We start from the raw sequence: 23,559 nt of genomic DNA on the forward strand, positions 1-23,559 counted from the left end.
AAGATCGGCTATCGGGGACCCACAGTCACTCGTCCGTTGCCCCGAGTTGTGAGAGGAGGTTCTGTGAGTCGAAGTACGCCCGGTTCGACTGGACTTTCCCGTCCGCGATCACGGTCATCGACATCCCCTCGAGCTCCACCTCGCGCCCGGTCGGCGGGATACCCTGCCACTCCCCGTCGTGTGTACCGCTCATCGTCCATTTCCACATCGCGACCCCGTCACCGACGAGCATCTCGTCCACCTCGAGATCGGTATCGGCCATCGCGCGTTCGTTCTCGAGCTGCATCTCCACGAGTTCGTCCCCTCCGTGAACCTCCCCGAACGGGTGGGAGAACGTGAACGAGTCGGCTAGCACACTCAGTTTCGAACGGTCTCCGTTCCTCAGATCGAAGTAGTCCCTCATGACCTGCTCTGCGTCCGGCGCCGCTGTTTCTGCCATGGCCGATCCCTCTATGTTACCGTACCACATAGAGTCATCCGATGATCGACACGCACGACCTGACCGATCCGCACCGTCTGAATCGGCTGCTGGCGGATACGACTGACAGAGGTCTGCCATACCAGTATCCGTCGGAACGATCCCTCCCCGGTCCTCAAGTAGGGTGACGAACCGTGATCCTAGAGGAACGGACACGTATCGGGGCTCCACCCGAGGAGGTCTTTCGCTACTTCGAGGAGATGGACAGCAACTACGAGGAGTGGCATCCGGACCACATCACGTTCCGGTGGGTCGAGGGCGAGGGACTCGAACGGGGAAACCGCTCCTATTTCGAGGAAGTGATCGGGGGGACGCTCATGAAAAAGACCGTCTGGTACGCCGCGGTGGAGCCGGATCGGTATATCGAGTTGCGGCCGACCTCGCGGCTGATACGGTTCGTACTCCCCTACATCAGCTTCGCGTTCGAACCCGACGGGGAGGGGTGTCGGGTCGTCCAGCGGATCAAGATCCGAACCGGGCCGATCGGAGCGAGACTCAATCGGCGGGAGTTCGACGCGGTCCGACGACACATGAATGAGGAAGGGGAGAACTTGAAGAGAATACTCGAAGGGGGAGACTGATCCGTTTCCGGTTCTCTGATGTGTGTGCCACAGTAAGCACACGACCCATCGATGCACCTCGATCGCACGGCCAGCCGGTTCGAACGACGGAGGCTGCATCCATCACGTGGCTCCGGTCGTCGAAGGATAGCTCCGCTGAATCGCCCTCACGGTAGCGCTGGGAGGTGACGGTCGTAGAACGTGATCACCGGTAACCGAGCCGCCGTCGGTATCCCCTACCCGTCGCCTTCGTTCGTCTCTCCGGGGGTCGTGACGAGGACGGGCACGTCGACGAGGCCCGTGACGCGCTCGGTGACGCTCCCGAGCAGTGCTCGCTTGACGCCCTGATGACCCCTGCTCCCCATGACGACGAGGTCGATACCCTCGTTTTCCACGTAGTGAGCGATGACACGGGCGGGTTGACCGGGAACGATGTGCTCGACCGTGTCGACCCCTCGGCTCTCCGCTTCGGACGTAACGGTACCGATCGCCTCTCGACCGATCTCGGCGAGCGTCTCCCGCTCGCTGAACTGATCGGTCCCGACCTGATCGAAACGCTGTCCGCCGTGGCTCTGATCGGGGTGACTGGAGTCGGTCACGTGTAGCACGTGGACCAATGCGTCGAAGCAGTTCCCGATGGCGAGAGCGTGATTGATCGCGGACTCGGCTGCCTCGCTCCCGTCGGTCGGTAAGAGGATGTCACTGTACATACGTCCATCATTACTTTCGAGAGTAATATAGTGGACGGCTCCCTCTCTCGTCGGTTCGAGCGACGAGCAGGTCGGGACGAGTGACGGTCACCCGACTCGCGGACCTGCTGGGGAGACGTGGGCGGAGATCCTCCCGTGGGTCGGCGAGAGACGCACCCCGAACGTCCCGACGAGTGTCGTGGTGTCTCCGTTCGGTCCGGGTATCGGGGAGAGAGAAACCGGCTGTTCGGGTTCGGTCGGGGATGGATTGGTCCGTTGTGAGCCGGGCCGGAACCCGTCGGCCGGCCGGTCGACACGCGCCGGCACCCGCCGACGGAACCGGTAAGTCGCGGTCTCTCATACCACGAGGGGTACGACCATGACGACCACGGACGGCGGTCAGGACGAGACCGCGATGTGTCAGTTCAGGGCCCTCCGCCGGCAGGAGGGGGCGAACATGCTGAACCACACGAAGATCCGACGGATGGCCGACGACGCCGGCCTGACCGAACTCGTCGACGCCGTCGACGAGGGACGGTACTACGAACTGGTCGTCCGGTACCGTGCGGAGAGCCGATCGGACGACTCGAGCGCCGGTGGATAGTCGGGGTCGCACTCCGCTCTCACTCCGAGCAGAGAGACGGGACCGCCGTCCCCGAGGCACTCGAAGCTGTAGCTGCGGGTGGCCTACACTCCTACTACGCGGCGCCCGCAATCACGGCGCGTCCGACCGGGTCACCGACGGAACGATCGGTCTCGCCACGCTCGATGAGGGACACACGCGATCAGAACTGCCGCTCGAACTCGTGTGGGTCTGAGACGGTGTAGTATGGCCCGCCTAGCCGGCCGACCGTATCGACCTTTCGGGAGTCGATCCGCCCGTCGGTGAGCACCTCGTCGGAGACGTGGTAGTACTGCACGTCGCCGAGTATCATCAGCTTCTCGTACACCTCGATCGCGTCGTACAGCGTACACTCCATCGTGATTACGGCGTCGGCCACTCGCGGCGGGGTGATCTCTCGGCACTCCGCTCGTCGCAGACCCGCGAGGTCGAACTCGCTCTCCTCCGGTGGGACGCTCGCGGAGGTCCGGTCCATCTCCTCGATGAGCGCCTCGGTGACGACGTTCACGGCGAACTCCTCCGTCTCCAGCGCGTTCCGAGCGGTGTCTTTCATCCGGCCGGAGGCCTCGCTCGGCGAGTTGAACACGACCACCGGCTGACTCGAGCCGACGTAGTTGTACGAGCTGAACGGGGCGAGGTTCTCGGTGCCGTTCCCGTCGACGGTACTGATCCAGGCGATGGGGCGCGGCGTGACCGCACTCTTGATGATTCGTGCGTTCTCTCCGGGATCGATCTCTCGAGCGGCAAACTGGTTCACTGGAATCCGGTTATCGATTCGATCAGACCTGCTTAACCCTTCCCGTGGCGGTGATCGGCGGTACACGGACCTCTCGATGTGTCGCGCGCTCGGTGTGGGATTCGGGGCGTGGTATGGGGTTCGGGGCGTGTATTCCGCTCCACTACCTCCCACCGGGTGACGCAGGCCGTCTGAGATCGACCCCCATCTTTCGTCCGTCGACGCCCGTCCTGCGAAAATCGCAGATTTCGGGCGCTTGAGTGACATTTAAGTAATACCCTGCCGTACTCCCTTTTGCTTCGCTACCCCTTCGCAGGAGCGAGGAGGCGGCGAGGTTGTCAGAGGCACTATTCCCTCCCCTTCTTCCGGCGTTCCTCCTGCGATGGGATAGCGGTGTTACTTCGCCCCGGTCAGCATCAGCGTTACGTGCTATCGCACTCCTTCTGCGAATTCCACATCAGGCGTGGACGAAATCGTCACGTATCGGGCTCCGTCGAACGTTCGCCGGCGTCGTCCCCGTCGGCTTCGGATCTCCTCCGACTGGATTCGAAGTAGTTGAACGGCTGTGTGTAGGTGTTCGTGACGATCTCGGAGCTGTGGATACGCATGTCGAGGCTCCCGAGATCGCGCGTGATCTCGGTGAGATCGTGCGAGTTCGTCGCGATGACGCGGACGATGAGGTTGCGTTCGCTCGTGACCATCTCCTGGACGGTGACGACGACGCCGACTTCGAGGGCCTCGCGCGCGATCCGGTGACGGTCTTCCATCGGCGCGGTGCAGACGAACTGGACGTGAAGCGAGAAGCCCGCACGCTCGTAGTCGATCTCCGGGGCGTAGGATTTGATAACGCCCGTCTCCTCGAGAGCGGCGATCCGGTTCCGGACGGTGCTCTGGGAGACGCCGACCTCGGCGCTGATCTCCTCGTGGGTGATCCGTCGCGCGTCGCGTTGTAGCTCGTGGAGGATCGCCCGGTCGACGTCGTCCAGGATCACTCCCCTGTCCTTTTCGGTGACCATCGCGCTGGGGTCCGTATCGTCGGCGAGGGGTATGAAGCTGCTGGCGAGACGACCGCCGTGCCGAACACGTTCTCTCGCTCGCAACGCCGTCACCGGCGTCCCTCGCACCCGTCGCTAACTCGCCGACGAGTGCGAGGGGCGTATCACTCATCGCTTTTGGTACGGCGGTCGTACACCCGGCCGATGCGTACCGCAGCGTTCACCGAACTGACCGGACCGGACGGGGTAACGATCATCGAGCGACCCAGCCCAGAGCCGGGCCCTGGGGAGGCGGTCGTCGACGTCGAGGCGTGCGCGATCAACCGTCACGACCTCTGGATCCTCGAGGGCGACTCCGCCATGGTCGATGCCGATGACCTTCCGTTCGTCAGCGGCCTCGACGTGGCGGGCGTCGTCCGGGTAGTCGGCGACGACGTGACCGCGGTCGAACCGGGGGACCGTGTCCTTCTCTGCCCGAACGAGACCTGTGGGAGCTGTCGCTTCTGTCGCGACGGACCGGAGAACCTCTGTGAATCCTTCTCGCTGTATCACGGCGGCCTCGCGGAGACGGCACGCGTCAGGGCCGATCGCCTCCTCACGCTTCCGCCGTCCGTCGATACGACGAGCGCGGCCGCACTCCCGACCGCGTACATGACCGCCTACCACATGCTCCAGCGGGCGAACGTGGGTCCCACCGACACCGTCTTCGTCCCGGGTGCGACCGGCGGCGTCGGCGTCGCCTGCATCCAGCTCGCCGATATACTCGGTGTCCGAACCATCGGCACCTCCTCGAGGGCGGCGAAACTGGACCGACTCGCCGAGTTAGGTCTGGATCACGCCATCCAGGGCACCGATCCCGACGAGCTGCGCGATGCGGTGCGAGATATCGGTACGCCGGACGCCGTCCTCAACCATCTCGGAGGACGGTACACCGAACTCGGACTGGACGTCCTCAGACGTGGCGGGCGCATGGTGATCTGCGGACGGACCGCCGGTAGCCGGTCCGAGATAGACGTCCCCGACCTCTTCCTGGGACACAAACGGATTATAGGCAGTACGATGGGGACACAGACCGACCTGGAGACGCTGGTCGAACTCGTCGCAAGCGGTGCGTTGCGCCCCGAGATCGACGAGCTGTATCCGCTCGAGGAGACCGGGGCCGCCTTCGCAGCGATGCAGGACCGCGAGAGCGTCGGGAAACTCGTCGTGACGACCTGACAGGGCTCGAAAACGGTCGCGTCGATCACTCGTCTCGTCCACTCTCCACTACGGGGTGAGAGACACGTCCTCTCTCTCCTGTACATCCCTCACCCTCGTCTTCGGTAGCCCCCAGAAAGGATTCCAGAGTGGAGGCCGCGTCCCGATCGGGAGTCGATCCCGGATCGGTGGACCGGGTCGAGCAGATCGGTGAGTGGGGACGGGCCGCTCGCGTTCTTCACGTGTCGTCCGCGGTGTGCGAAACCGTCACATAGTTCGACGGCGTAGACGTACGGTCGAGAGATAATGGAGACGATCGCTTCGGTGGACGGCACGGAGATCGCGTACGAACGGACGGGGAGCGGTCCACCGCTCGTGCTCGTGCACGGGACGACCGCCGACCACACCCGGTGGGACCCGGTCCGTCCCGCCCTCGAGGAACAGTTCACGGTATACGCGATGGACCGTCGAGGTCGGGGCGAGAGCGGGGACGCCGCCGACTACGAGCTGGACCGGGAGTTCGAGGACGTGGCCGCCGTCGTCGAGTCGATCGACGAGCCGGCCGTCCTGCTCGGCCACTCCTACGGCGCACTCTGCTCGCTGGAGGCGGCCTTGCGAACCGACGACCTGCGCGCGCTCGTCCTGTACGAGCCCCCGATCCGAGTCGGTGATCAGGAACTCCACTCCGAGGACGTACTCGCCGAGATGAGGGCCCTTCTGGACGACGACGAGCACGAGCGAGCGCTCGTTCTGTTCCTGCGCGAGGTCGCCATGTTCTCGCCGACACAGCTCGACGCGCTCCGTTCGGCACCGAACTGGCCGGCTAGAGTGAGTGCAGCCGACACGGCCTATCGCGAGACACGGGCGTCCGGCCAATACGAGTTCGATCCTACCCGATTCGCGGCCATGACCACACCGACGCTGCTGCTGGTCGGCGGCGAGAGCCCTCAGTACTACGAAGACGCGACGGACGCCGTCGCCAGGGCACTCCCGGACAGCCGGGTCGTTACTTTGGACGGACAGCAACACGTCGCGATGAACACCGCGCCGGCGCTCTTCGTCGACGAGGTGCTCGCGTTCGCTCGCGAGCCGAGCTAACCGAACGGACGGACGAGTCCTCGTCCTCGAGGGATCAGACCCGGTCGGGAGACGATCTCGCCGCCTCCGACCGTAGCCCTCTGCCGAGCCAGAACGCCCAGAGGGCGAACCCGACGGCGAACAGCGCCATGAACACCGAGAACGCCGGTGTGAACCACCCGACGGCGTACGAGTACACCAGCGTCACGATCCCGTCACCCGACCCGATGCCGGTCGCGACCGCGGCCCACGACACCCGCCGTTCGACGGTCTCGTTTCGGAGACCGAGCGCACCGACGCCGAGCAACCAGATGCCGAGGAACAGCCAGCCGGCGAACTGGATCGCGAGGAACCCGCCCCCGTAGACCGCGGGATCCAGCGAGAGCGCGTTCACCACGATCAGTCCGAGCGAGCCGAGACAGATCCCGAGCACGGTCAGGACACCGAGTGCGAGGACGGGACGGTCGAGGCCGTCACCGCTGTTCAGGAGGTACAGCCCCCACACCAGCGGGGCGAGGAGAACACCGACGAGTAGACCGCCCGCGTCGCTCAGCAGTGCGAAGATCCCCTCGTAGAGGAAGAACCCGATACCGAGTGGGATGGTGAGCGCTATCGCGCCGAGAACCGCGTACGCACACTTCCAGACGTAGGGAGGGACGGATCGCGTAGCGGTGTCTCGGGAGAGGTTGGTTCGTTCGGCCGAGTCAGAGATGCCGAGGGACATGTAGCGTGGTCCCTATCCCTCGCGACGAAGCATCGCGGCGGTCCCTACACGAGAGTACTCCGCGACCGTGACGAACGCGATCGCCCAGAGGATGGCCGCAGCTCCCCAGACGATTCCCGTCGAGCCCGACTGCAGGGGGAACGAGACGGACAGCAGGCCGTAGTAGGCCATCGGGAGTGCGGCGAGCCACGAGGCGAGACGCCAGCCGTCGAACCCGAACGCCGCGAAGACGCCGTATGCGAGCGGTGCGACCGCGAGACCGGCCATCATCACGTAGTGACCATCGAGGGCGTGGGGGTCGAGGGTACTCGACGACAGGCTCAGTTGGGCCCCGGCGAACGCGAGCAGCGGAACCGCGGCGATGGCGACCAGCGCCACCAGCGCCGGGCTGTAGGAGTCGCCGCGCCGGAACGTTCTCCGACCCGCCGGGTGGGCGACGAACGCGAGGCCTGTGAGCAGGAGGAAGGGGAGGACCTCCTCCGGGCGCCCGACTCCGTATTCGACCGTCCCGAGACTCACGACGAGGATGGTGAGGAACGCACCCCACATCGCTGCGACGCGCTCTCTCGGGCGATAGGCCTGCGCGAACAGTCCGAGCAGGAACACCGCCACGACGGTAGCGATACCCATCACGTGGAGTTGGTGAATGCCGAGTTCCGCACCGACAGCGGGGGTCCAGCCCGTCACGAGCAACGCGAGGAGGCCCGGGAGGAACAACAGCGTCATCACGCCTGCACGCAGGAGCGAAAGGTAGAACACACCCGTTCGAGCCATCGCGAGCACGGAACGGCGTTCGCCCGTCTCACCGATCGCGCGGTCGGTGTAGGTCGCTTCATCGATACTTGTCGTCATCGTAGATCAGCAGTGATACGACACGAACGGGGATAAACATATAAATTTTAATATGGGGGTGATTGGGCATAACTAATACTGCTGGAGGGAGGCACGACGGGGTTCGAGGCCTCTCACTCGGGTGAATCGGCGAACGAACCCATGCATTCGACGGGGCAGGACCGTGAAGAACCCGTCGTGGAGCACTCTCGCGTCGTATCGTCGGTCGACAGCGGTAGTTCCACGGTTTCAGACCGTCGAGGCAACCGACGGGCGACTCGCTCTCTTACGGGCGAACTCGCGGGTCAGTCGTGGCGGTCCGGCGATCGCGATCACGACCGCGATCAGCACGAAGACCACCAGACCGACGAGGCCGGCTTCGCTGGCGACGAGTTCCCGAACGACGGTGTCGGGCGTCGACGTAACGGCGATCGTGAGAGCGAACGTGTTGAACACGCCGTGGAACACCGCTGCCGGTAACACCGACCGCGAACGGATCACGAGATAGGTGTAAAGCGGCGCGAGGAGCGTACAGAAGAGGGTCATCAGGACGACACCGAGGACCGGGAACGACGGGTAGTTGTGACCGGCCACGATCCCGGGCGTGTGCCACAGCCCCCACACCACCCCGATACCGAACGACGCTCTCCAGAAGCCAAGCGGCGCGAGCTCCCACAGCAGGTATCCACGCCATCCGAACTCTTCGCCGAGCGCGACCAGCGAATTCACCGTGATCCCGGTGAGCAACAGTAGCCCGAAGATCGGGAGTACTTCGTGCAGTCCGGCCGTGAGATCGAGTCCCGGAACGTCGCTTGCAGCCGGATCGAAGGCGACTCCCGGAATGCCCGTCGAGATGGCGGTCACCGCCCCCACGATCGGGAACACGATCACGACGGCGACGACGAGCCACCGAGCTCTGCCCACCCGGAGCCCGACAGTAGAGAGCGAGATCCCGTCCCAATAGCACACGATCAGGGCAGCTATCATCGGTGTGAACATGTACGGTACGAGCAACGAGAGGAACGAGCGACCGGAGATCCACGAGAAACCGACGAACCCCGCCATCGACACGAGCAGAACGCCGAGGAACAGCGTGAGACGACTCCCGCTAATACCTCCCCTAACCGAGTTCCCGGGCGTCATACCGGTCCCACGTCGAGGACGATGACGACGAACTGGACGATCGACACGCTTCCGAGCAGGAAGAGGACTCCCCGGTCGTAGAGAGGCTGGATCGTCTCGACCCGTTCCGGTCGGGTGAAACACGTTCGTATCGGGAGACAGGTGAGGGCGATACCAGTGATGAACAGCGGGAATGCGGCCAGCACGAGCGACGGCGGAACGAACTCCGGCCCGTAGTACGGTCCACCGACCGTCCAGGGTAGTTGGATTCTCCCGGGGAGTGCACTGACCGACAGTGTGCTCGTGATGACACTCACGAGCACGATCAGTGATCCGCCCGCCGGTAGCGGCCTCTGCATCCGTCGTCGATGGTCTTCGTGGGTTGGTAGACCCATCATGGTACCCACCCCTACCGGTCCCATCACGATATATCAATCCTGTACCACGATACAGTAGTGTGCGTGACAGCTCGTTCGACCGAGTGCGGTCGTCGAACGAGGGGGAATCGGGTTCGAACCCGCCGGTAGCTTGTTGCTGTTGGATCTACAGTAGCTACCATGGCCGAGACGGAGCGAGCGCCCTCGGAACCGGGGTTCGATCTCCTGAGCGACGAGACACGGATCGATATCGTTCGGACGCTCGTCGATCACCTGCGCGAAAGCCCCGACGAGCCTTCGATCGGCTTCTCCGACCTCCGACGCCGAGTCGGAGTTCGCGACTCCGGGAACTTCAGCTACCACTTGAACAAACTCGAAGGGCGGTTCGTCAGAAAGACGGCCGAGGGGTATCGTATCGCCCCTGCAGGGCTCAAGGTCGTCGCCGCACTCATCACCGGCACGTACGACACCGGTAGTCCGCTCGGTCCCCTCGAACTCGAGGACCGGTGTCCCGTCTGTGACGGACGGCTCACGGCGACGTACAGGGACGGCCTCCTCGGGGTACGCTGTCCGAACGACCACGTCTTCAAGAACACACTGCCGCCCGGCACGATCGACGATCGTACCCTACCGGAGGTGCTCGAACTCTGGACGCACAAGACCAGGAACGATCTGGCCCTGGCGACCGAAGGGATCTGTCCGTTCTGTTACGGCCGATTGGAGCTCTCGGCCGGTTCCGATATCGGGCCCGAGTGCTCGGAGGTCGAGACGCGGTGTCCCCGCTGTGGGGTTTCACTCGAGATCCCGGTCATCGTGAGTGCGTGCCGACACCCGACCGTTACAGCGTACTACTTCGATCACGGGATCGATGTCCGAGCGACTCCGCTCTGGGCGTCCGAATTCTACGACCCCGTCGACGTCTCCCGATCGACCGATCCCGACCGGATACACCTCAGCATCGACCTCGGCCACGACCCGCTCGCGGTGACGCTTGACGACTCCCTCGCCGTCGTACGGGTTTCCGCACCCGAGGACACGACCGAAGACCTGGCGGGCGGCTGACGGCGATCGTTCCCCGTTCTCCCGACCGTTTCCCTTCCGTTCGGTGTGGTGCGATCGACGAACGAATCGGTTCGGTGCTCGAAAAGGAGACGTGTACGGCTTAGTAGAGCCTCTCGGCTCCGTTTCAACCTTCGTACGGAACACCCAGGTCCACCCTTTCTCCCACGGTGTTACACTTCTCAGGGTTTGGGAATCCGCTCCGTGGTCTAAGTACTCGGTGGGTGTATCAGTAGTTGTAAGGAGAGACCGATCATGTCCATATCCACACCGACTGAGAACAGACTCGAGAGCAGGATCGGCGGGCTCACGCTCACCGGAACGCCACACGCGCTTTCCGCGTGGTTCGTCGTCGCGTTGCGGCTCGTCATGGGCGGGGCGTTTCTCGGGGCTGGCCTCGGGAAGGTCGCGTTCGTCTCGGGCGAGTCCTTCGACGCGGCGGGCTACCTCATGGGTTCGGAGGGTCCCGTCGCGGGGATCTACGCGGCGATGGCCGCGAGCACGATGCTGATGGAGGTGGTGAACGTCGTCGTCCCGGTGACGCAGGTGCTGATCGGGATCGCCCTCATTACAGGGGCGTTCGTCCGACTGGCGGCGCTCGGCGGGGCGCTGCAGATGGCGATGTTCTACCTGGGGAGTTGGGACGTCGCGGGGCCGCTGGGGTTCGTGAACTCGAACCTGGTCTACCTCGTGGTGTTCCTCGCGGTCGCGGCGTTCGGCGCGGGGCGGATCCTCGGGCTCGACCGATACATCGAGGGGATCGACGTTGGGGGCCAGCCGCTCGTCGAGCGCTACCCGAAAACCAGGTACCTCCTCGGCTGAACTCCATCTCACTCACTCTACGAACTCCGGACCGAGTGATCGGAAGCTTCCTTCTTCCCGGTGGAGTACCGACGACCGTTGCCTGCGCACGAAACACCTGTAACCCCTCCCGACGAAACGGGGCCATGCGCTTCGCACCCGGGGCTCTCTGGTACGCGGTGCCCGCGTTCCTGATCGCGTTGCCGGCGTTCCTCGTCTCGGCCTGGCTCACGCTCGCGTTCGCCGCCGTCGGCGGGTTCGTCCTCTTCTTCTTCCGCGATCCGGACCGCTCGCCACCCTTCTCGGGGATCGTCTCGCCCGCCGACGGGAAGGTCACGGTGATCCGCGAGGAAGGCGACCGGATCCGAGTCGGGGTGTTCATGAGTCCGTTCGACGTCCACGTCAACCGCGCGCCGACCGACGGAACCGTACAGAGGGTCGAACACAGCCCCGGGGACTACCGACCGGCGTTCTCGAAGGACTCCGAGCACAACGAACGCGTCGAGATCGGGTTCGAGGAGTTCTCGGTGACGCTCATCGCGGGGGCGTTCGCCCGCCGGATCACCCCCTACGTCGAGACCGGCGACGAGCTCTCTCGCGGCGAGAAGATCGGCCACATCGCGTTCGGGAGCCGGGCGGACGTCCTCTTACCCCCGGAGATAGGGAGGGAGGACCTCCTCGTCGAGAAAGGCGAGCGGGTGACCGCGGGCGAGACACTGCTGGCGGACACCGAGGGGTCGGATCCGTTCGGGTTCGACGGGACGGACGCGACCGCGGTCGACGATCGGCCGCTGTCGGCCGACTAAGGCTCGCGGGCGGCGTCGATCTCCTCGCGCGCGGCCGCGAAGTGTCCCTCCCCGATCACGACCTCCGCCGCGCGCTCGGTCGCCTCCTCCGGGCCGTACTCGTCGGCGATCTCGCGGATCGCCCGCATCGAGGCGTTCCGTACCAGCGCCGCGATGTCCGCACCCGAGTATCCCACTAACTCGTCGGCGATCGTGTCGAGGTCGACCGTCTCGTCTATCGGTCTGCCCGTCGCGTGGACCGCGAGGATCTCCCGGCGTGCTTCGGCGTCCGGATCGGGAACGAGGACGTGCGTCTCGAGGCGACCCGGCCGGAGGAGCGCGGGGTCGAGCGCCTCCCGCCTGTTGGTCGCGGCCAGTACGACCAGGTTCGGGTTCTCCGCCAGACTATCGAGCTCTGCCAGTAGCTGGGAGACGACGCGCTCGGTCACCTCGTGGGTGCCGTCGCCACGCTGGCTCGCGATGGCGTCGATCTCGTCGAAGAAGACGATCGACGGCGCGGACTGTCTGGCACGCTCGAACACCTTTCGTACCGCCTTCTCGGACTCCCCGACGTACCGGTCGAGCAGTTCGGGCCCGGCGACGCTGATGAAGTTCACGCCGCTCTCGCTCGCGATCGCGCGCGCGAGCATCGTCTTCCCGGTGCCGGGCGGGCCGTAGAGCAGCACGCCCGACGGCGGTTTCGTCCCCGTCTCGTCGAAGAGTTCGCCGTAGGTCAGCGGCCACTCGACGGCCTCCTGGAGCGTACGTTTCGCCTCCGCCAGCCCGCCGACGTCCTCGAACCCGGTCTTGGGGGTCTCGGCGACGAACTCGCGCATCGCGCTCGGTTCGACCGCCGCCATCGCCCCCTCGAAGTCCTCCTTCGTCACCTGGAGCTCCGCGAGCGAGCCGCGTTCGTCGCGATACCGGCGCAGGGCGTTCATCCCGGCCTCCGTCGCGAGCGCGTGGACGTCCGCGCCGACGAAACCGTAGGTACGTGACGCGAGCCAGTCGATCGAGACGTCCTCGGCGAGCGGCATCCCCCGCGTGTGGACCTCGAAGATCTCCTTTCTCCCACTCTCGTCCGGGACGCCGATCTCGATCTCGCGGTCGAACCGGCCACCCCGCCGCAGCGCGGGATCGAGCGAGTCGACCCGGTTGGTCGCCCCGATGACGACGACGTCGCCTCTGGCCTCGAGGCCGTCCATCAGGCTTAGGAGCTGGGCGACGACGCGGTTCTCGGCGTCGGCCCCACCGTCGTTGCGTTTGCCCGCCACCGAATCGATCTCGTCGAAGAAGACGATCGCGGGGGCGTTCTCCTGGGCCTCCTCGAACCGCTCTCGGAGCCGCTCCTCGGACTCGCCTTTGTACTTCGACATGATCTCCGGGCCGGAGATCGTGTAGAAGTTCGCGTCGACCTCGTTCGCGACCGCCCGGGCGATCAGCGTCTTTCCGGTGCCGGGCGGGCCGTAGAGCAGCACGCCCTTCGGCGCGTCGATCCCGACGTGTCTGAACAGTTCCGGCTCCGAGAGCGGGAGTTCGATCATCTCCCGGACGAGGTCTAACTCCTCGTCGAGGCCGCCGATGTCCTCGTAGCTCACCCGGCCACTCGCCTCCTCCGCGCCGCTTTCGACGTCCGCGGGAACCGTCACCCGGGTCTCCTCGGAGATGTGGACGGTTCCGGAGGGCTCGGTGTGGGTGATCGTAAAGGGGCCGACGCCGAGCCGTTCGATCCGTACCCGTTGTCCCGCGCTCACCGGTCGGTCCCGCAGGTCGCGTTTGACCGCCGCCTCGACGCTCCTCGCGTCGTCCTCGGTGATCGAGACGGGCGGGGTGACCGTCACGCTCGCGGCCTGTCTCACCGACTGTTTTCGCACGCTGACCGTGTCGCCGATCGAGACGCCCGCGTTCTGTCGCGTGTCGGCGTCGATCTGGATCGCGCCGGCTCCCAGGTCGCCGCCGCCGGGCCAGACCTTCGCGACGGTGGTCTTCTCACCCTCGATCAGGACGGTGTCGCCGCTCAGCACGCCGAGACGCGAGCGAACACCCTCGGGAAGCCGCGCCACCCCCCGGCCGGCGTCGCGCTTTTCGGCACCCTTGACCGTCAGCGTGACCTCTACGTCGTTCATACCCCTCCTACCCACCGTGCCGTCATTATCGTTCGCCCCCGGCGGGGGCAACTGCTATGTGTCACGGCGTCACACCCTCTCGCATGGTCGCACAGACCACACGCGAGGACGGGACCTGGTTCGAGTGCGAAGCCTGCGGGCTGCTCTTCGACGAGCGCGAGAGCGCGCGGCAGCACGAACGGACCTGCGACGCGGAGGAGCCGACGTACATCCAGTAGCGAGAGCGGTTTTCCTGGTCGGACTCGTCGTCCACCCGGTCGTCGACCCGCGAGCGGAGCGTGACGCACGCTGTTGATCACCCGGGAAGACGAAGGGAGGCCATGAGCAACGAGAAGGAGGGGATGCTCTCCGGAGCGCTCTACGACGCGAGCGACCCCGAACTCGTCGCGGAACGGAGACGCGCACGGGAGTTCACGGATCGGTGCAGCCGGACGCGAGTGAACGAGTGTGAGGAGCGAAATCGCCTGCTCTCCGAACTCCTCGGCTCGCGCGGGGAGCGGTGTCTGATAGAGCCACCCTTCCGGTGTGATTACGGTTACAACCTCCACGTCGGCGACGGGTTCTTCGCGAACTACGACTGCGTGGCTCTCGACGTTCGTCGAATCGAGATCGGTCGAAACTGCCTGCTCGGGCCGGGCGTCCACCTCTACACCGCGACCCACCCGATCGACCCGGACGATCGGACCGAGCGTCTGGAGTACGGAGAACCGGTGACGATCGGGGACGACGTCTGGATCGGCGGCCGGGCGGTCGTGAATCCAGGCGTCGAGATCGGGGACGGCAGCGTCGTCGCCTCCGGCGCGGTCGTGATCGGGGACGTCCCGGCGGGGGTGGTCGTCGGCGGGAACCCCGCGAGGGTCGTAAAAGAGGTCGGTGGGGAGTGAGACGTCGGTGAAGACTACTCCCTGCCGGTGATCTCGTAGGCGAACTCGCCGGTCGCGTCCTCGGCGAAGACGAACACCCGGCCACGGGCGACCTCGGGATCGGCCTCGACGACCGCCGAGACCTCCCGGGCTGTCACCGAGACGCCCGGGAAGAGTTCGTCGGTCTCGCCCGGCTCGATCAGTACGCGGCCGACGCCGGTCGCCTCGATGATCTCGTCGTGGGTGTCGTGGTCGTTGACGTACACCATCACGCCCTCGGTCTCGGTCGGGTCGGTGACGAGGACGTGGACCTCCTTTCCGGGTGGGGTCTCGACGCGTTCGTCGACCTCCTCGGGCTCGCGACGGTAGACGACGGTCCGTCCGTCGAGATAGGTGACGGCGATCCCCTCCTCGCGGAACTCGACTCCGAGCGTCGCGGGCGAGATGTCGCTTCTGAACTCCATGGGCGGACTACGCCCCGCGCGGCAAAAACGACCGGGATCGCGTGCTCGAACCGCCACGGGTAAGTCACTACTCCCTCTCGACCCGCCATGGACGGCCGCGCACGGGCACCGGCAGCCGGGACGATCTGCAACGCGCTCGCCACCGGGCGCGGCTCGGCGTTCGCCATCGACGGCGTGGAGACGACCGCGACCGTCTCCCTCGAACCCGGTACCGAAATCGAAGGGGAGATAGCGGAGGATCCGGAGGCCGACACGGCGCTGATCGAACGGTGTGTCTCGCTCGCGGTCGAACGGTACGACGACGAGTCGCTCGGAGGTCTCGTGAGAACCGAGAGTTCGATCCCGATGGCGGCGGGGTTGAAGAGCTCGAGCGCGGCGGCCAACGCGACGGTTCTCGCGACGTGTGACGCGCTCGGGATCGAGGTCGATCGCACGGAGGCCTGCCTGCTCGGCGTGCGGGCCGCTCGCGAGGCGGGCGTGACGGTCACCGGGGCGTTCGACGACGCCTCGGCGAGCATGCTCGGTGGGGTGACGGTCACCGACAACGCCCGCGACGAACTGCTCGCACACGAGACCGTCGACTGGGACGTGCTCGTCTGGACGCCCGAGGAGCGAGCGTTCAGCGCCGAAGCGGACGTCTCCGCCTGCGAGCGGATCGCCACGATCGCGGAGCTGGTCGAGGAGCTCGCCCTCGCCGGGCGGTACGGCGAGGCGATGACGGTGAACGGACTCGCGTTCTCGGCCGCACTCGGTTTTCCCACCGAGCCGGCGATCGAGGCGCTGCCCGAGGCAGAGGGGGTCTCGCTCTCTGGGACCGGCCCGAGCGTGGTGGCGGTCGGCGACCGGAAGGCGTTAGGGGGAGTGCGTGAGCAGTGGGAAGAGAGGACCGGAACCACATGGCTGACGACCACACAGACGGCGGGGGCGAGACGGGGATGAACCTGGACGAGCTACGCGAGGAGATCCAGGAGATCGACCACGATCTCGTCGAACTCATCGCCCGCCGGACCTACGTCGCCTCCACCATCGCGGAGGTCAAGGCACGCGAGGGGCTGCCGACGACCGACGAGGGTCAGGAACAGCGGGTGATGGACCGGGCGGGCGAGAACGCAGAACGGTTCGACGTGGAGTCGAACCTGGTGAAGGCGATCTTTCGGCTACTGATCGAACTGAACAAAGTAGAGCAGAGACAAGCTACCGAAAACGAGTGACTGCGCCCCGACGAGGTGCGAACCGAGTAGCCGTGCTCTACTCGGACAGTACTCGACGTCATCGGTCCCGTCGGTGGAGTGATCGCACACGAAGGGTTCGAACTACTGACGAGGGGAAATCGACTCCGAGCGAGCCGAGACTGGCAGTACTCGAGAGAGACCGGAGTCGGGTGATGCAGATCACCGAGTGACGATCGGTTCGGCCGCCAGTGGCGCGGACGGCTGAACGACCGGCACGACGGCCGGGTGTCGAGTACCCGACCCAGGGGAGCGAGCACGTGGTTGGCGAGGGACTCGATCGGCCGAGTCACCGGAGGGGGAGGTGAGGAAGGTGGCTCTGACGGAAGTGGGGAGCGTGCCAGGGGAGGGTCGAACCCGTGCAGGCGCCTCTGACACCACGTAACACTGCTCCCCGGATACCGATAGAGTATCAGCACAATAAGTATTCGTACTGACTGTAGTTCGTCCGTTCGTGTCACTATCCTCATTGAAACTCATTTCGCACGTCACCACTCGAACAGACGAACAAAGAGACGTGATACCGTTTCGAGCAGTGTTACGTGGTGTCAGAGGCACGTACTCTCTTGCTCGACCGGTCGTAAGTGAGGGATGGATACCCCCCACTCGACCGTACTCGGTTGTGCTACCGCCATGTCAATAGCGATTGACGCTAGAAGGTGGAAACGGCTGTTACGCACCACCCTCAGCATCTAGCCTACGCCGCTCTCTACACGATCGATGGACCTACGCTATGGTGATCTCGCTTTCCTCGAATAGCACCTCGAACACTGCCCGTTGGGCCGCCCGGAGGTGGTTGCTGAACGTCGGTTGGGAGATGTCCAGTGATACGGAGACGTCTCGCCCCGTTCGCACTCGTGGCGACTCGAAGAACCCACTCAGAAACGCCGTATGGAGGACTGCCTGTTGTTTCGGGGTCATACGTTCTTCACAGATCGCCCGAAACGTCTGTCTGGTCTTGAGCGGCCGATCGCGACCACGACGGGCGAGCAGCTCGAGATCGGGAGCGAACTGCTGCATGTCCGTGACGAACCGACGAGCGCTGGTCGTGTGAGGGATATCTACGACGGCGGTTGCGGTCCCTTCTTCGATGGTTAACGTGCGCACGATCGCGTGCTGCTCGGCGAACCGTGATGCGAGCGCTGGCTCGGATACCCGTGCTCTGAACAAGGAGTGGCTCCCGTGGGTTGCGATACACGTCAGTTCCTGTATCGCGGCCGCCTCCTCACCGGCAGTCAGGAGTTCCTCCACCGAAGCTCCAGCAACGGTGAAGAAGACGTCCGGTTCACCGGCCGTTCGGTGTACGAGTCCCTCGAACTCTATCGTACAGTCGGTCTTCCGTACGAGCTGGCACAGTGGTGCTCTCGACTCGCGGGACCGTACTGTAAGCTCGACGACGCGGTCCGTCTGAAGCGTCTCTCTCGTTTCTATCGCGTTTATCGCGTGCGCTATCGTTCTCCCGAGCTCTTCGAAGACGACGAAGTCACGCTCGTCGGGCTGTGGCTGACGCGCGTAGATCGAAAGCACCCCGTAGAGGACCTCGTCGTAGACGAGTGGAACGGAAATACACGCGCGAGCGCCCCGCTCCAACGTAGCCTCGCGCCGGGGAGTGAACTGTGTCTCTGTAGCGATATCCGACACGACCTGTATCCGGTGTGAGAGCGCTGCCGTGGCGATCGGGCTCCGTTCCGTCGACTGTTCGTCGATTGAGACCGAGAGATCGTCGATGTAGCTGCTATCGACCCCCGCCCACTCTCGTGGAAGGATCGTGTCCGTGACCGCATCCCGGTCACCGATCCAAGCGAACTCGTACTGCTTCGACTCCGCCAGTCGTTCGCAAACGGCTCGGTCGATCGCTGGAAGACTATCTGCCTCAACTAGTGCCTCAATGATCTCCCGAATGAGACCGTTGAGACGGTCGAGGCGTGCCAGTTCCTCGTTCTGCTGTGCTAACTGCTGTTCGCTCGTCGCACGATTCCACGCCGCTTCGATGGTCGCTGCGAGCGTTTCAGTGAGATCGACCGTTACCTCGTCGATCATTCCGGTTCCAGTGGTGCCTGCACAGATGGCGCCGTATCTACCAAGCGGCACGATTACACAACTCCGAAGCTGAGAGTTCGAGGGAGTTTCAGTCTCAGAGGCGTATGTGAGGTCGTTTTCAATCGCTATCTCGTCGTTGATAAATGCCTGCCACGCTCGCTCGGAGAGATCAGTAGGAAGATCGATCGCATCGGAGCTTGTCTTCGATTCTGCGTGACTGGTGTACTGCTGGAACTCACCGGTAGTCTCGTCATAGCACCAAAGGGCTGTGTACTCGAGATCAAGTGCGGTCCGGGCGAGTGAACCAGCGTGGGTAGCGATCGCCGTTGTGTCAGCCCTCATCAGCTCCTGACTTGCCTCGTTGAGCCGTTCGAGAGCGTCGTTCGCTCGTGTCAACGATTTCTCGGCGTGAGCTCGTTCGACGGCCTCCCACGTACGTTCAGCCGTCTCCTGAACCATTGCGACCTCAACCTCCGTCCACTCTCGAGGAGTATACTGGTTGACGACTACGTACGCCGTGCATCGGCAGTTTTTGATTACCGGTGCGGCCATCAACGAACGAACACCGTATTCCAGATAGGAGGCGCGTTGGTCCTCACTGAACTTCGGATCGGTCCCCAGATCGTCTACCACCACGGGATCACCCTCGTGGAGTGTCTCGAGGATGTGCTGGCCGAAGTCGTCGAGGTGATGCTCACCGAGAGCAGACGGAATGTCGCCACGAAGGTATTCGTTACGGACCAGCACCCTGCCGTCCTCGGAGAGGACTTCGCAATAGTTCGCTCGATCGGCTTGTAGCTGCTCGCCGAGAACGCGGGCGGCCTCCTGTTGCACCTCCACAGGATCGGCGAGTGGACGGATCGTGTCGGTGAGTTCGACACGGAAAGCATCCAACTCTGCTCGTTCACGCAGTTCTTCTTCCCTACGCTTGCGTTCGGTAATATCCTGGAAAATCACCTCGACTTGCTCGTCTGTTCCATCTCCCGCTTGGAATGCGTATAGCTCTAAGATTCGCCCCTCGGTTTCGAGTTCGCGCTCGAATCGAACCGCGTCCCCGGTTTGTACGACGGTATCGTACGTCTCGAACCACTCTTCGGACAGTTCTGGAATCGCTTCCCGCATCGTCTTTCTAACCACGTCATCGATACCGGATTGGGCTGCAAAGGCGGGGTTCGCCTCTACGTACTGGAAATCAATTGGCTCGTCCGGGTCGGTATCGACTTTCTCGAGGACGCAAAAGCCCTCGGTTATCGACTTGAACAGGGTCCGATAGCGTTCCTCGCTCTCACGTAATGCAGTTTCGGCACGTTTGCGCTCGGTAATATCTCTGAACAGCACGCCGAGTTTCCGCTCCTCGTTTTCAAGTCGGAATACTAATATCTCTAGATAGCAGTCGTTCCTCTCAAGCTCATACTCGAACTGAACCGATTCCCCGGTCTGTAAGATGGTGTCGTAGAGGTCATACACCTCCTCCGACTCGCCCGGAAACGACTCCCGGATAGTCGTTCCAACCACGTCGCCCCCTCCCGTGTGCCTCTCGAAGGCCGGGTTGGCCTCTACGTACCGAAAGTCGATCGGCTCGCCCGGGTCGGAGTCGATCTTCTCGACGATGCAGACCCCCTCATCGATCGACTCGAACAACTGACGGAAGGTAGGTTCCCCGACGTGTCTCCTCCGTTCGGACCCGGTGCTATCGGTGACGGTTCCCTCCGGGTCGAATCCACCAGTGTACTCGGTCTCGCACTCTCGAAGCGGTCGCCACCAGACCCGGCCCTTCGCCCCTATCTTCTTCGTTTCGAGAGGCCCCTCTTCGACGAGCGCGTCGAGTTTGTTGTAGATAGTTCGATCCGTACAGTCGAACCTCTCGGCCACTTCGGGGGTCGTCAACGGCGTGCCTGGCGGTGCGAGCTGATCAACCACCTCGAGGACGGACGACGGAGAGGGTACCGAGGAACTCATGCGTCTCGATACCTGTAACCGGAGAAAAACCTTCCGTTGACGGAAACCGCCGGTGTACCCCGGACCTCCAGACCCGTCGTCGGCACTCGCCACCCCGAGACCACCCTCGCCGGTACGTGGGTCGCGTTCGAGCGCGGTCGAGTCAACACACCGATATCGTGGCCGTCTCGTACCAGTGAGTTCCACGGACGAGAACCGATCGGGCCAGTCGGGCCGGTGGCGAAGGACATTGTACAACGTCAATTCTCAACACGTACCGGCTCGTTCTCCATCGACTGCCGCCGGTCTGGTGTCGAGTCGTGTAGATCGATCCGACGACAGACACGAGCACTCCGTGGACGAATCGATCCGAGCGGTGACCGGACACACCCACTACCCTTATCCGTCGTGGTCGTGACTCGCACGTAGTGACTCCGACCGAGGTCAGAGACGAGTGGGCCGGCCGTTCCGGCGAGTTCTCGCCCGCGTACTACGCCCACCACGGGCCGAACGCGACGAGCGACCTCGTTCGAGAGACGCTCGACGAGAGGGTGGGGCAGACGGCGAGCGTCCTCGAACTCGGCTGCAGTTCGGGACGACACCTCGCACACCTCCACGCGAACGGCTACGAGGACCTCCACGGGATCGAGGTGAACGAGGGGGCACGGGAGGTGATGGCCGAGGCGTATCCCGAACTCAGCGACGGAGGAACCTTCCACTTCGAGGCGGTGGAGGGGCTGATCGAGGGGATAGAGGACGACCGGTACGACGTGACGTTCGCCGTCGAGACGCTCCAGCACCTGCATCCGGACAGCGAGTGGGTGTTCGAGGAGCTGGTCCGGATCACCGACTCGCTGCTCGTGACGGTCGAACACGAGCCCGAAGGGTCGGCGTCCGAGGTCCTCCGGATCAACGACGAGTTCCCGCTCTATCACCGCGACTGGACCCGGATCTTCACCGAACTCGGACTCGAAGAGGTGAGCGTACAGCCGGCCGGCCGCGACACATTGCGCGCGTTCTCCCCGCCGGAGGCGTAGGTCCGCTTCGTCCCGTCACCCGTCTGACTCCGAGACGACGTCTCGAATCGCTCGTACGACGTAGACCGGTGGAAACGAGCGGTGCCCGCCGTCCTCCGTCAGACACGCCACGGCTCCCATCGACCCGAGAAAGGCTCTTTACGCGAAACGTCCTCGAGGCATGAATGGCACAGCCGCCGGAGCCGTTCGCCGTAGGAGAGGGTGAGGGAACGCCGGTCTGGTTCCTCGGAACGCTCGTGACGATAAAGGCGACCGGCGCGGATACGCACGGGTCGTTCTCGCTCGTCGAAGAGCTCGCACCACCAGGGTTCGGGCCGCCGTGGCACGTCCACCACGCCGAGGACGAACTGTTCTACGTCCTCGAGGGCGAAGAGACCTTTCGCGTCGGGGAGCGAGAGATCCGCGCACCCGAGGGGTCGACGGTCTACGCGCCGCACGGAACGCCCCACAGCTACCGGGTCGAGGGCGAGATTCCCGCCCGACACCTCTGTCTCACCTCCCCACCGGGTCTCGAGAACTTCGTCCTCGACGTCGGCACGCCGGCCGACGAACGAACGCTTCCCCCGGGAACGGAACCGACACCGGAGGAGGTGGAGAAGGTGGCGGCGCTCCAGGAGGAGTACGGTTTCGAGATACTGGGACCGCCGCCGTGGGGCGGAGAGGACGAGTGGGAGAACGGACGGTAGGGGTCCAGCGGCCAGAGCCGGAGAATCGCCACGGGCGAGCGGTTCGACGCCGAGTAACGGTCGACGCTTCTCGATCGGTGCGCGGCTCGGGGTCGGTCAACGGGATCGCACGAGGACGCGTCCCGACCGGGGTGTACGTCCGGGTGTCGACGGGCCGACCGGAGCGACCCGCCTCTACCCACTCGCGATTCGATGAGAGTGACTCGGACCGGAGAACGCCTACGTGGTCGCGTTTCGGGCTCCGACCCGTCCTTCTACGGGTCGCGACCGTTGAACTCGGAGACGACGGCGTCGAGGGACTCGTGCGGTCGGGCGGTGTGCGGGGCCGTCAGCGGCGAGACGCTCACGTCACCCGAGACGACGACCCGGCGGTCGCTCCCCTCGGGGTCGTTTATCTCCTCGTCGGCCATCCGCTCCCACATCCGGTCGTAGAGGGTGATCGAGTCGCCGTCGTGGCTCGCCTCCATGTCGTAGACCGGCGACGGCGTCGTCACACGCATCCCCGCCGGCACCCCAGTGGCGATCGGCGCGTTCACGTTGAGGTACTCCGCGTGCTCGAAGATCCCCGCGTCGGGGGCCCCTTTGACGAGGTGTCGCGTCGCCCGCGCCGCCTCGGCGTAGTCCTCGATATCGCGGTGCTTGCCGTCCCACTCGCTCTCGGGGATGTAGAGCGAGACGGCGATCGCCGGCAGTCCGAAGAACGCGGCCTCGACCGCCGCGCTCACCGTACCGGAGCGACCCAGGACGTACGCGCCGAGGTTCGCGCCGGTGTTACAGCCCGCGACGACGAGGTCCGGGTAGGGTCCGATCGCCTCAAGGCCCGCGACGACGCAGTCCACGGGCGTTCCACCGATGGCGTAGCCCCGATCCCGCTCCTCGACGGAGACCGAGCCCGAGACGGTGATCTTCCGCCCGACCGCACTCTGGTCGTCCGCAGGAGCGACGACGGTGACGTTCGCGACCTCCGAGAGCGCGTCGGCGAGCGCGTGGAGGCCGGGGCTGTCGATGCCGTCATCGTTCGTGAGGAGCACCTCGGGCGTGCCGTCTGCGTCCATGGCCACGGCTCGGAGGGTGGGGGGAAAAGCCCACCTATCCCGCTCGCCCGACAGCTCTCACTACCCCA

The 23,559-nt window shown here is 64.6% G+C and carries 25 protein-coding genes; 13 read left to right on the plus strand and 12 right to left on the minus strand.

Annotated elements, in window-relative coordinates; all coding sequences use genetic code 11:
- Positions 1-25: 25 nt before the first annotated feature.
- Positions 26-439 carry an ester cyclase gene (locus tag V2L32_RS10295; RefSeq protein WP_331236404.1) on the minus strand — a complete coding sequence of 138 codons (414 nt, stop codon included), beginning with the start codon at positions 437-439 and terminating at the stop codon, positions 26-28.
- 173 nt (positions 440-612) lie between these two features.
- On the opposite strand from V2L32_RS10295, the gene V2L32_RS10300 reads away from it, so the two are divergent.
- Positions 613-1,059, plus strand: coding sequence for an SRPBCC family protein (locus V2L32_RS10300; RefSeq protein WP_331236405.1), 447 nt, complete (start codon positions 613-615; stop codon positions 1,057-1,059).
- A 215-nt stretch (positions 1,060-1,274) separates the two neighbouring features.
- Here V2L32_RS10300 and V2L32_RS10305 read toward each other — a convergent pair whose 3' ends face one another.
- A complete protein-coding gene (locus tag V2L32_RS10305) occupies positions 1,275-1,748 on the minus strand; it encodes a universal stress protein (RefSeq protein WP_331236406.1) in 474 nt (157 codons plus the stop codon).
- Between the two features lie 358 nt (positions 1,749-2,106).
- Here V2L32_RS10305 and V2L32_RS10310 point away from each other — a divergent pair, with 358 nt between their 5' ends.
- Entirely contained in the window at positions 2,107-2,331 is a 225-nt protein-coding gene (locus tag V2L32_RS10310) for a hypothetical protein (protein WP_331236407.1), read from the plus strand.
- Between the two features lie 181 nt (positions 2,332-2,512).
- On the opposite strand, the gene V2L32_RS10315 is transcribed toward V2L32_RS10310, so the two are convergent.
- Positions 2,513-3,106, minus strand: a complete 594-nt coding sequence (locus tag V2L32_RS10315; protein WP_331236408.1) for a flavin reductase family protein — start codon at positions 3,104-3,106, stop codon at positions 2,513-2,515.
- A gap of 455 nt (positions 3,107-3,561) precedes the next feature.
- On the minus strand, positions 3,562-4,101 hold the full coding sequence (locus tag V2L32_RS10320) for an Lrp/AsnC family transcriptional regulator (protein ID WP_331236409.1): 540 nt from the start codon (positions 4,099-4,101) through the stop codon (positions 3,562-3,564).
- 183 nt (positions 4,102-4,284) lie between these two features.
- Here V2L32_RS10320 and V2L32_RS10325 point away from each other — a divergent pair, with 183 nt between their 5' ends.
- Positions 4,285-5,298 carry an alcohol dehydrogenase catalytic domain-containing protein gene (locus V2L32_RS10325; protein ID WP_331236410.1) on the plus strand — a complete coding sequence of 338 codons (1,014 nt, stop codon included), beginning with the start codon at positions 4,285-4,287 and terminating at the stop codon, positions 5,296-5,298.
- Between the two features lie 285 nt (positions 5,299-5,583).
- Entirely contained in the window at positions 5,584-6,375 is a 792-nt protein-coding gene (locus tag V2L32_RS10330; protein WP_331236411.1) for an alpha/beta fold hydrolase, read from the plus strand.
- Positions 6,376-6,409: 34 nt separating this feature from the next.
- Here the strand turns inward: V2L32_RS10330 and V2L32_RS10335 are convergent, their stop codons facing one another.
- The 4 genes from V2L32_RS10335 to V2L32_RS10350 form a co-directional block, all read right to left on the minus strand.
- Entirely contained in the window at positions 6,410-7,078 is a 669-nt protein-coding gene (locus V2L32_RS10335) for a hypothetical protein (RefSeq protein ID WP_331236412.1), read from the minus strand.
- Positions 7,079-7,090: 12 nt separating this feature from the next.
- Entirely contained in the window at positions 7,091-7,930 is an 840-nt protein-coding gene (locus V2L32_RS10340; RefSeq protein WP_331236413.1) for a hypothetical protein, read from the minus strand.
- Positions 7,931-8,158: 228 nt separating this feature from the next.
- On the minus strand, positions 8,159-9,052 hold the full coding sequence (locus V2L32_RS10345) for a CPBP family intramembrane glutamic endopeptidase (RefSeq protein ID WP_331236414.1): 894 nt from the start codon (positions 9,050-9,052) through the stop codon (positions 8,159-8,161).
- Positions 9,049-9,390, minus strand: a complete 342-nt coding sequence (locus V2L32_RS10350) for a hypothetical protein (RefSeq protein WP_331236415.1) — start codon at positions 9,388-9,390, stop codon at positions 9,049-9,051. Before V2L32_RS10350 ends, V2L32_RS10345 begins: the two co-directional genes overlap by 4 nt.
- Before the next feature lie 198 nt (positions 9,391-9,588).
- Here V2L32_RS10350 and V2L32_RS10355 point away from each other — a divergent pair, with 198 nt between their 5' ends.
- The 3 genes from V2L32_RS10355 (at position 9,589) to V2L32_RS10365 (ending at position 12,074) form a co-directional block, all read left to right on the plus strand.
- Positions 9,589-10,470, plus strand: a complete 882-nt coding sequence (locus V2L32_RS10355) for an ArsR/SmtB family transcription factor (protein ID WP_331236416.1) — start codon at positions 9,589-9,591, stop codon at positions 10,468-10,470.
- Between the two features lie 258 nt (positions 10,471-10,728).
- Positions 10,729-11,289 (plus strand): DoxX family protein, encoded by a 561-nt coding sequence (locus V2L32_RS10360; protein WP_409348420.1) that lies wholly within the window; start codon positions 10,729-10,731, stop codon positions 11,287-11,289.
- Positions 11,290-11,414: 125 nt separating this feature from the next.
- Positions 11,415-12,074, plus strand: a complete 660-nt coding sequence (locus tag V2L32_RS10365) for a protein sorting system archaetidylserine decarboxylase (RefSeq protein WP_331236417.1) — start codon at positions 11,415-11,417, stop codon at positions 12,072-12,074.
- On the opposite strand, the gene V2L32_RS10370 is transcribed toward V2L32_RS10365, so the two are convergent.
- The gene (locus V2L32_RS10370) at positions 12,071-14,179 is read right to left on the minus strand and encodes a CDC48 family AAA ATPase (RefSeq protein WP_331236418.1); all 2,109 of its coding nucleotides are present in this window, start codon (positions 14,177-14,179) and stop codon (positions 12,071-12,073) included. The two genes, V2L32_RS10365 and V2L32_RS10370, sit on opposite strands and share 4 nt — an antisense overlap.
- Positions 14,180-14,262: 83 nt before the next feature.
- Here V2L32_RS10370 and V2L32_RS10375 point away from each other — a divergent pair, with 83 nt between their 5' ends.
- Positions 14,263-14,397, plus strand: a complete 135-nt coding sequence (locus V2L32_RS10375) for a DUF7128 family protein (protein WP_331236419.1) — start codon at positions 14,263-14,265, stop codon at positions 14,395-14,397.
- Between the two features lie 102 nt (positions 14,398-14,499).
- On the plus strand, positions 14,500-15,063 hold the full coding sequence (locus V2L32_RS10380; protein WP_331236420.1) for a sugar O-acetyltransferase: 564 nt from the start codon (positions 14,500-14,502) through the stop codon (positions 15,061-15,063).
- Between the two features lie 14 nt (positions 15,064-15,077).
- Here V2L32_RS10380 and V2L32_RS10385 read toward each other — a convergent pair whose 3' ends face one another.
- Entirely contained in the window at positions 15,078-15,506 is a 429-nt protein-coding gene (locus V2L32_RS10385) for a DUF5796 family protein (protein ID WP_331236421.1), read from the minus strand.
- Positions 15,507-15,593: 87 nt separating this feature from the next.
- Here V2L32_RS10385 and V2L32_RS10390 point away from each other — a divergent pair, with 87 nt between their 5' ends.
- Together V2L32_RS10390 and V2L32_RS10395 are read left to right on the plus strand one after the other, a co-directional pair.
- A complete protein-coding gene (locus V2L32_RS10390; protein ID WP_331236422.1) occupies positions 15,594-16,445 on the plus strand; it encodes a shikimate kinase in 852 nt (283 codons plus the stop codon).
- The gene (locus V2L32_RS10395) at positions 16,403-16,717 is read left to right on the plus strand and encodes a chorismate mutase (protein ID WP_409348415.1); all 315 of its coding nucleotides are present in this window, start codon (positions 16,403-16,405) and stop codon (positions 16,715-16,717) included. The genes V2L32_RS10390 and V2L32_RS10395 overlap by 43 nt, the downstream gene beginning before the upstream one ends.
- Positions 16,718-17,461: 744 nt before the next feature.
- On the opposite strand, the gene V2L32_RS10400 is transcribed toward V2L32_RS10395, so the two are convergent.
- Positions 17,462-20,734, minus strand: coding sequence for a bacterio-opsin activator domain-containing protein (locus V2L32_RS10400; protein WP_331236423.1), 3,273 nt, complete (start codon positions 20,732-20,734; stop codon positions 17,462-17,464).
- A gap of 407 nt (positions 20,735-21,141) precedes the next feature.
- On the opposite strand from V2L32_RS10400, the gene V2L32_RS10405 reads away from it, so the two are divergent.
- Positions 21,142-21,750 carry a class I SAM-dependent methyltransferase gene (locus tag V2L32_RS10405; protein ID WP_331236424.1) on the plus strand — a complete coding sequence of 203 codons (609 nt, stop codon included), beginning with the start codon at positions 21,142-21,144 and terminating at the stop codon, positions 21,748-21,750.
- 164 nt (positions 21,751-21,914) lie between these two features.
- The gene (locus tag V2L32_RS10410) at positions 21,915-22,436 is read left to right on the plus strand and encodes a cupin domain-containing protein (RefSeq protein ID WP_331236425.1); all 522 of its coding nucleotides are present in this window, start codon (positions 21,915-21,917) and stop codon (positions 22,434-22,436) included.
- A gap of 254 nt (positions 22,437-22,690) precedes the next feature.
- Here V2L32_RS10410 and surE read toward each other — a convergent pair whose 3' ends face one another.
- A complete protein-coding gene (gene surE, locus V2L32_RS10415) occupies positions 22,691-23,491 on the minus strand; it encodes a 5'/3'-nucleotidase SurE (RefSeq protein ID WP_331236426.1) in 801 nt (266 codons plus the stop codon).
- Between the last annotated feature and the right edge of the window lie 68 nt (positions 23,492-23,559).

It is taken from the genome of Halalkalicoccus sp. CGA53 (genome assembly GCF_036429475.1).
GTDB classification, from domain to species: Archaea; Halobacteriota; Halobacteria; order Halobacteriales; family Halalkalicoccaceae; genus Natronorarus; species Natronorarus salvus.

Bases quoted from the DNA above. Each gene is read 5' to 3' on its own strand.
- V2L32_RS10335 (WP_331236412.1), bottom strand. From the start codon at position 7,078: ATGTCCCTCGGCATCTCTGACTCGGCCGAACGAACCAACCTCTCCCGA.
- V2L32_RS10330 (WP_331236411.1), top strand. From the start codon at position 5,584: ATGGAGACGATCGCTTCGGTGGACGGCACGGAGATCGCGTACGAACGG.
- V2L32_RS10410 (WP_331236425.1), top strand. From the start codon at position 21,915: ATGGCACAGCCGCCGGAGCCGTTCGCCGTAGGAGAGGGTGAGGGAACG.
- V2L32_RS10345 (WP_331236414.1), bottom strand. From the start codon at position 9,052: ATGACGCCCGGGAACTCGGTTAGGGGAGGTATTAGCGGGAGTCGTCTC.
- V2L32_RS10365 (WP_331236417.1), top strand. From the start codon at position 11,415: ATGCGCTTCGCACCCGGGGCTCTCTGGTACGCGGTGCCCGCGTTCCTG.
- V2L32_RS10375 (WP_331236419.1), top strand. From the start codon at position 14,263: ATGGTCGCACAGACCACACGCGAGGACGGGACCTGGTTCGAGTGCGAA.
- V2L32_RS10355 (WP_331236416.1), top strand. From the start codon at position 9,589: ATGGCCGAGACGGAGCGAGCGCCCTCGGAACCGGGGTTCGATCTCCTG.
- V2L32_RS10325 (WP_331236410.1), top strand. From the start codon at position 4,285: ATGCGTACCGCAGCGTTCACCGAACTGACCGGACCGGACGGGGTAACG.
- V2L32_RS10340 (WP_331236413.1), bottom strand. From the start codon at position 7,930: ATGACGACAAGTATCGATGAAGCGACCTACACCGACCGCGCGATCGGT.
- V2L32_RS10310 (WP_331236407.1), top strand. From the start codon at position 2,107: ATGACGACCACGGACGGCGGTCAGGACGAGACCGCGATGTGTCAGTTC.
- V2L32_RS10380 (WP_331236420.1), top strand. From the start codon at position 14,500: ATGAGCAACGAGAAGGAGGGGATGCTCTCCGGAGCGCTCTACGACGCG.
- V2L32_RS10385 (WP_331236421.1), bottom strand. From the start codon at position 15,506: ATGGAGTTCAGAAGCGACATCTCGCCCGCGACGCTCGGAGTCGAGTTC.
- V2L32_RS10350 (WP_331236415.1), bottom strand. From the start codon at position 9,390: ATGCAGAGGCCGCTACCGGCGGGCGGATCACTGATCGTGCTCGTGAGT.
- V2L32_RS10305 (WP_331236406.1), bottom strand. From the start codon at position 1,748: ATGTACAGTGACATCCTCTTACCGACCGACGGGAGCGAGGCAGCCGAG.
- V2L32_RS10400 (WP_331236423.1), bottom strand. From the start codon at position 20,734: ATGAGTTCCTCGGTACCCTCTCCGTCGTCCGTCCTCGAGGTGGTTGAT.
- V2L32_RS10390 (WP_331236422.1), top strand. From the start codon at position 15,594: ATGGACGGCCGCGCACGGGCACCGGCAGCCGGGACGATCTGCAACGCG.
- V2L32_RS10295 (WP_331236404.1), bottom strand. From the start codon at position 439: ATGGCAGAAACAGCGGCGCCGGACGCAGAGCAGGTCATGAGGGACTAC.
- surE (WP_331236426.1), bottom strand. From the start codon at position 23,491: ATGGACGCAGACGGCACGCCCGAGGTGCTCCTCACGAACGATGACGGC.
- V2L32_RS10395 (WP_409348415.1), top strand. From the start codon at position 16,403: ATGGCTGACGACCACACAGACGGCGGGGGCGAGACGGGGATGAACCTG.
- V2L32_RS10320 (WP_331236409.1), bottom strand. From the start codon at position 4,101: ATGGTCACCGAAAAGGACAGGGGAGTGATCCTGGACGACGTCGACCGG.
- V2L32_RS10370 (WP_331236418.1), bottom strand. From the start codon at position 14,179: ATGAACGACGTAGAGGTCACGCTGACGGTCAAGGGTGCCGAAAAGCGC.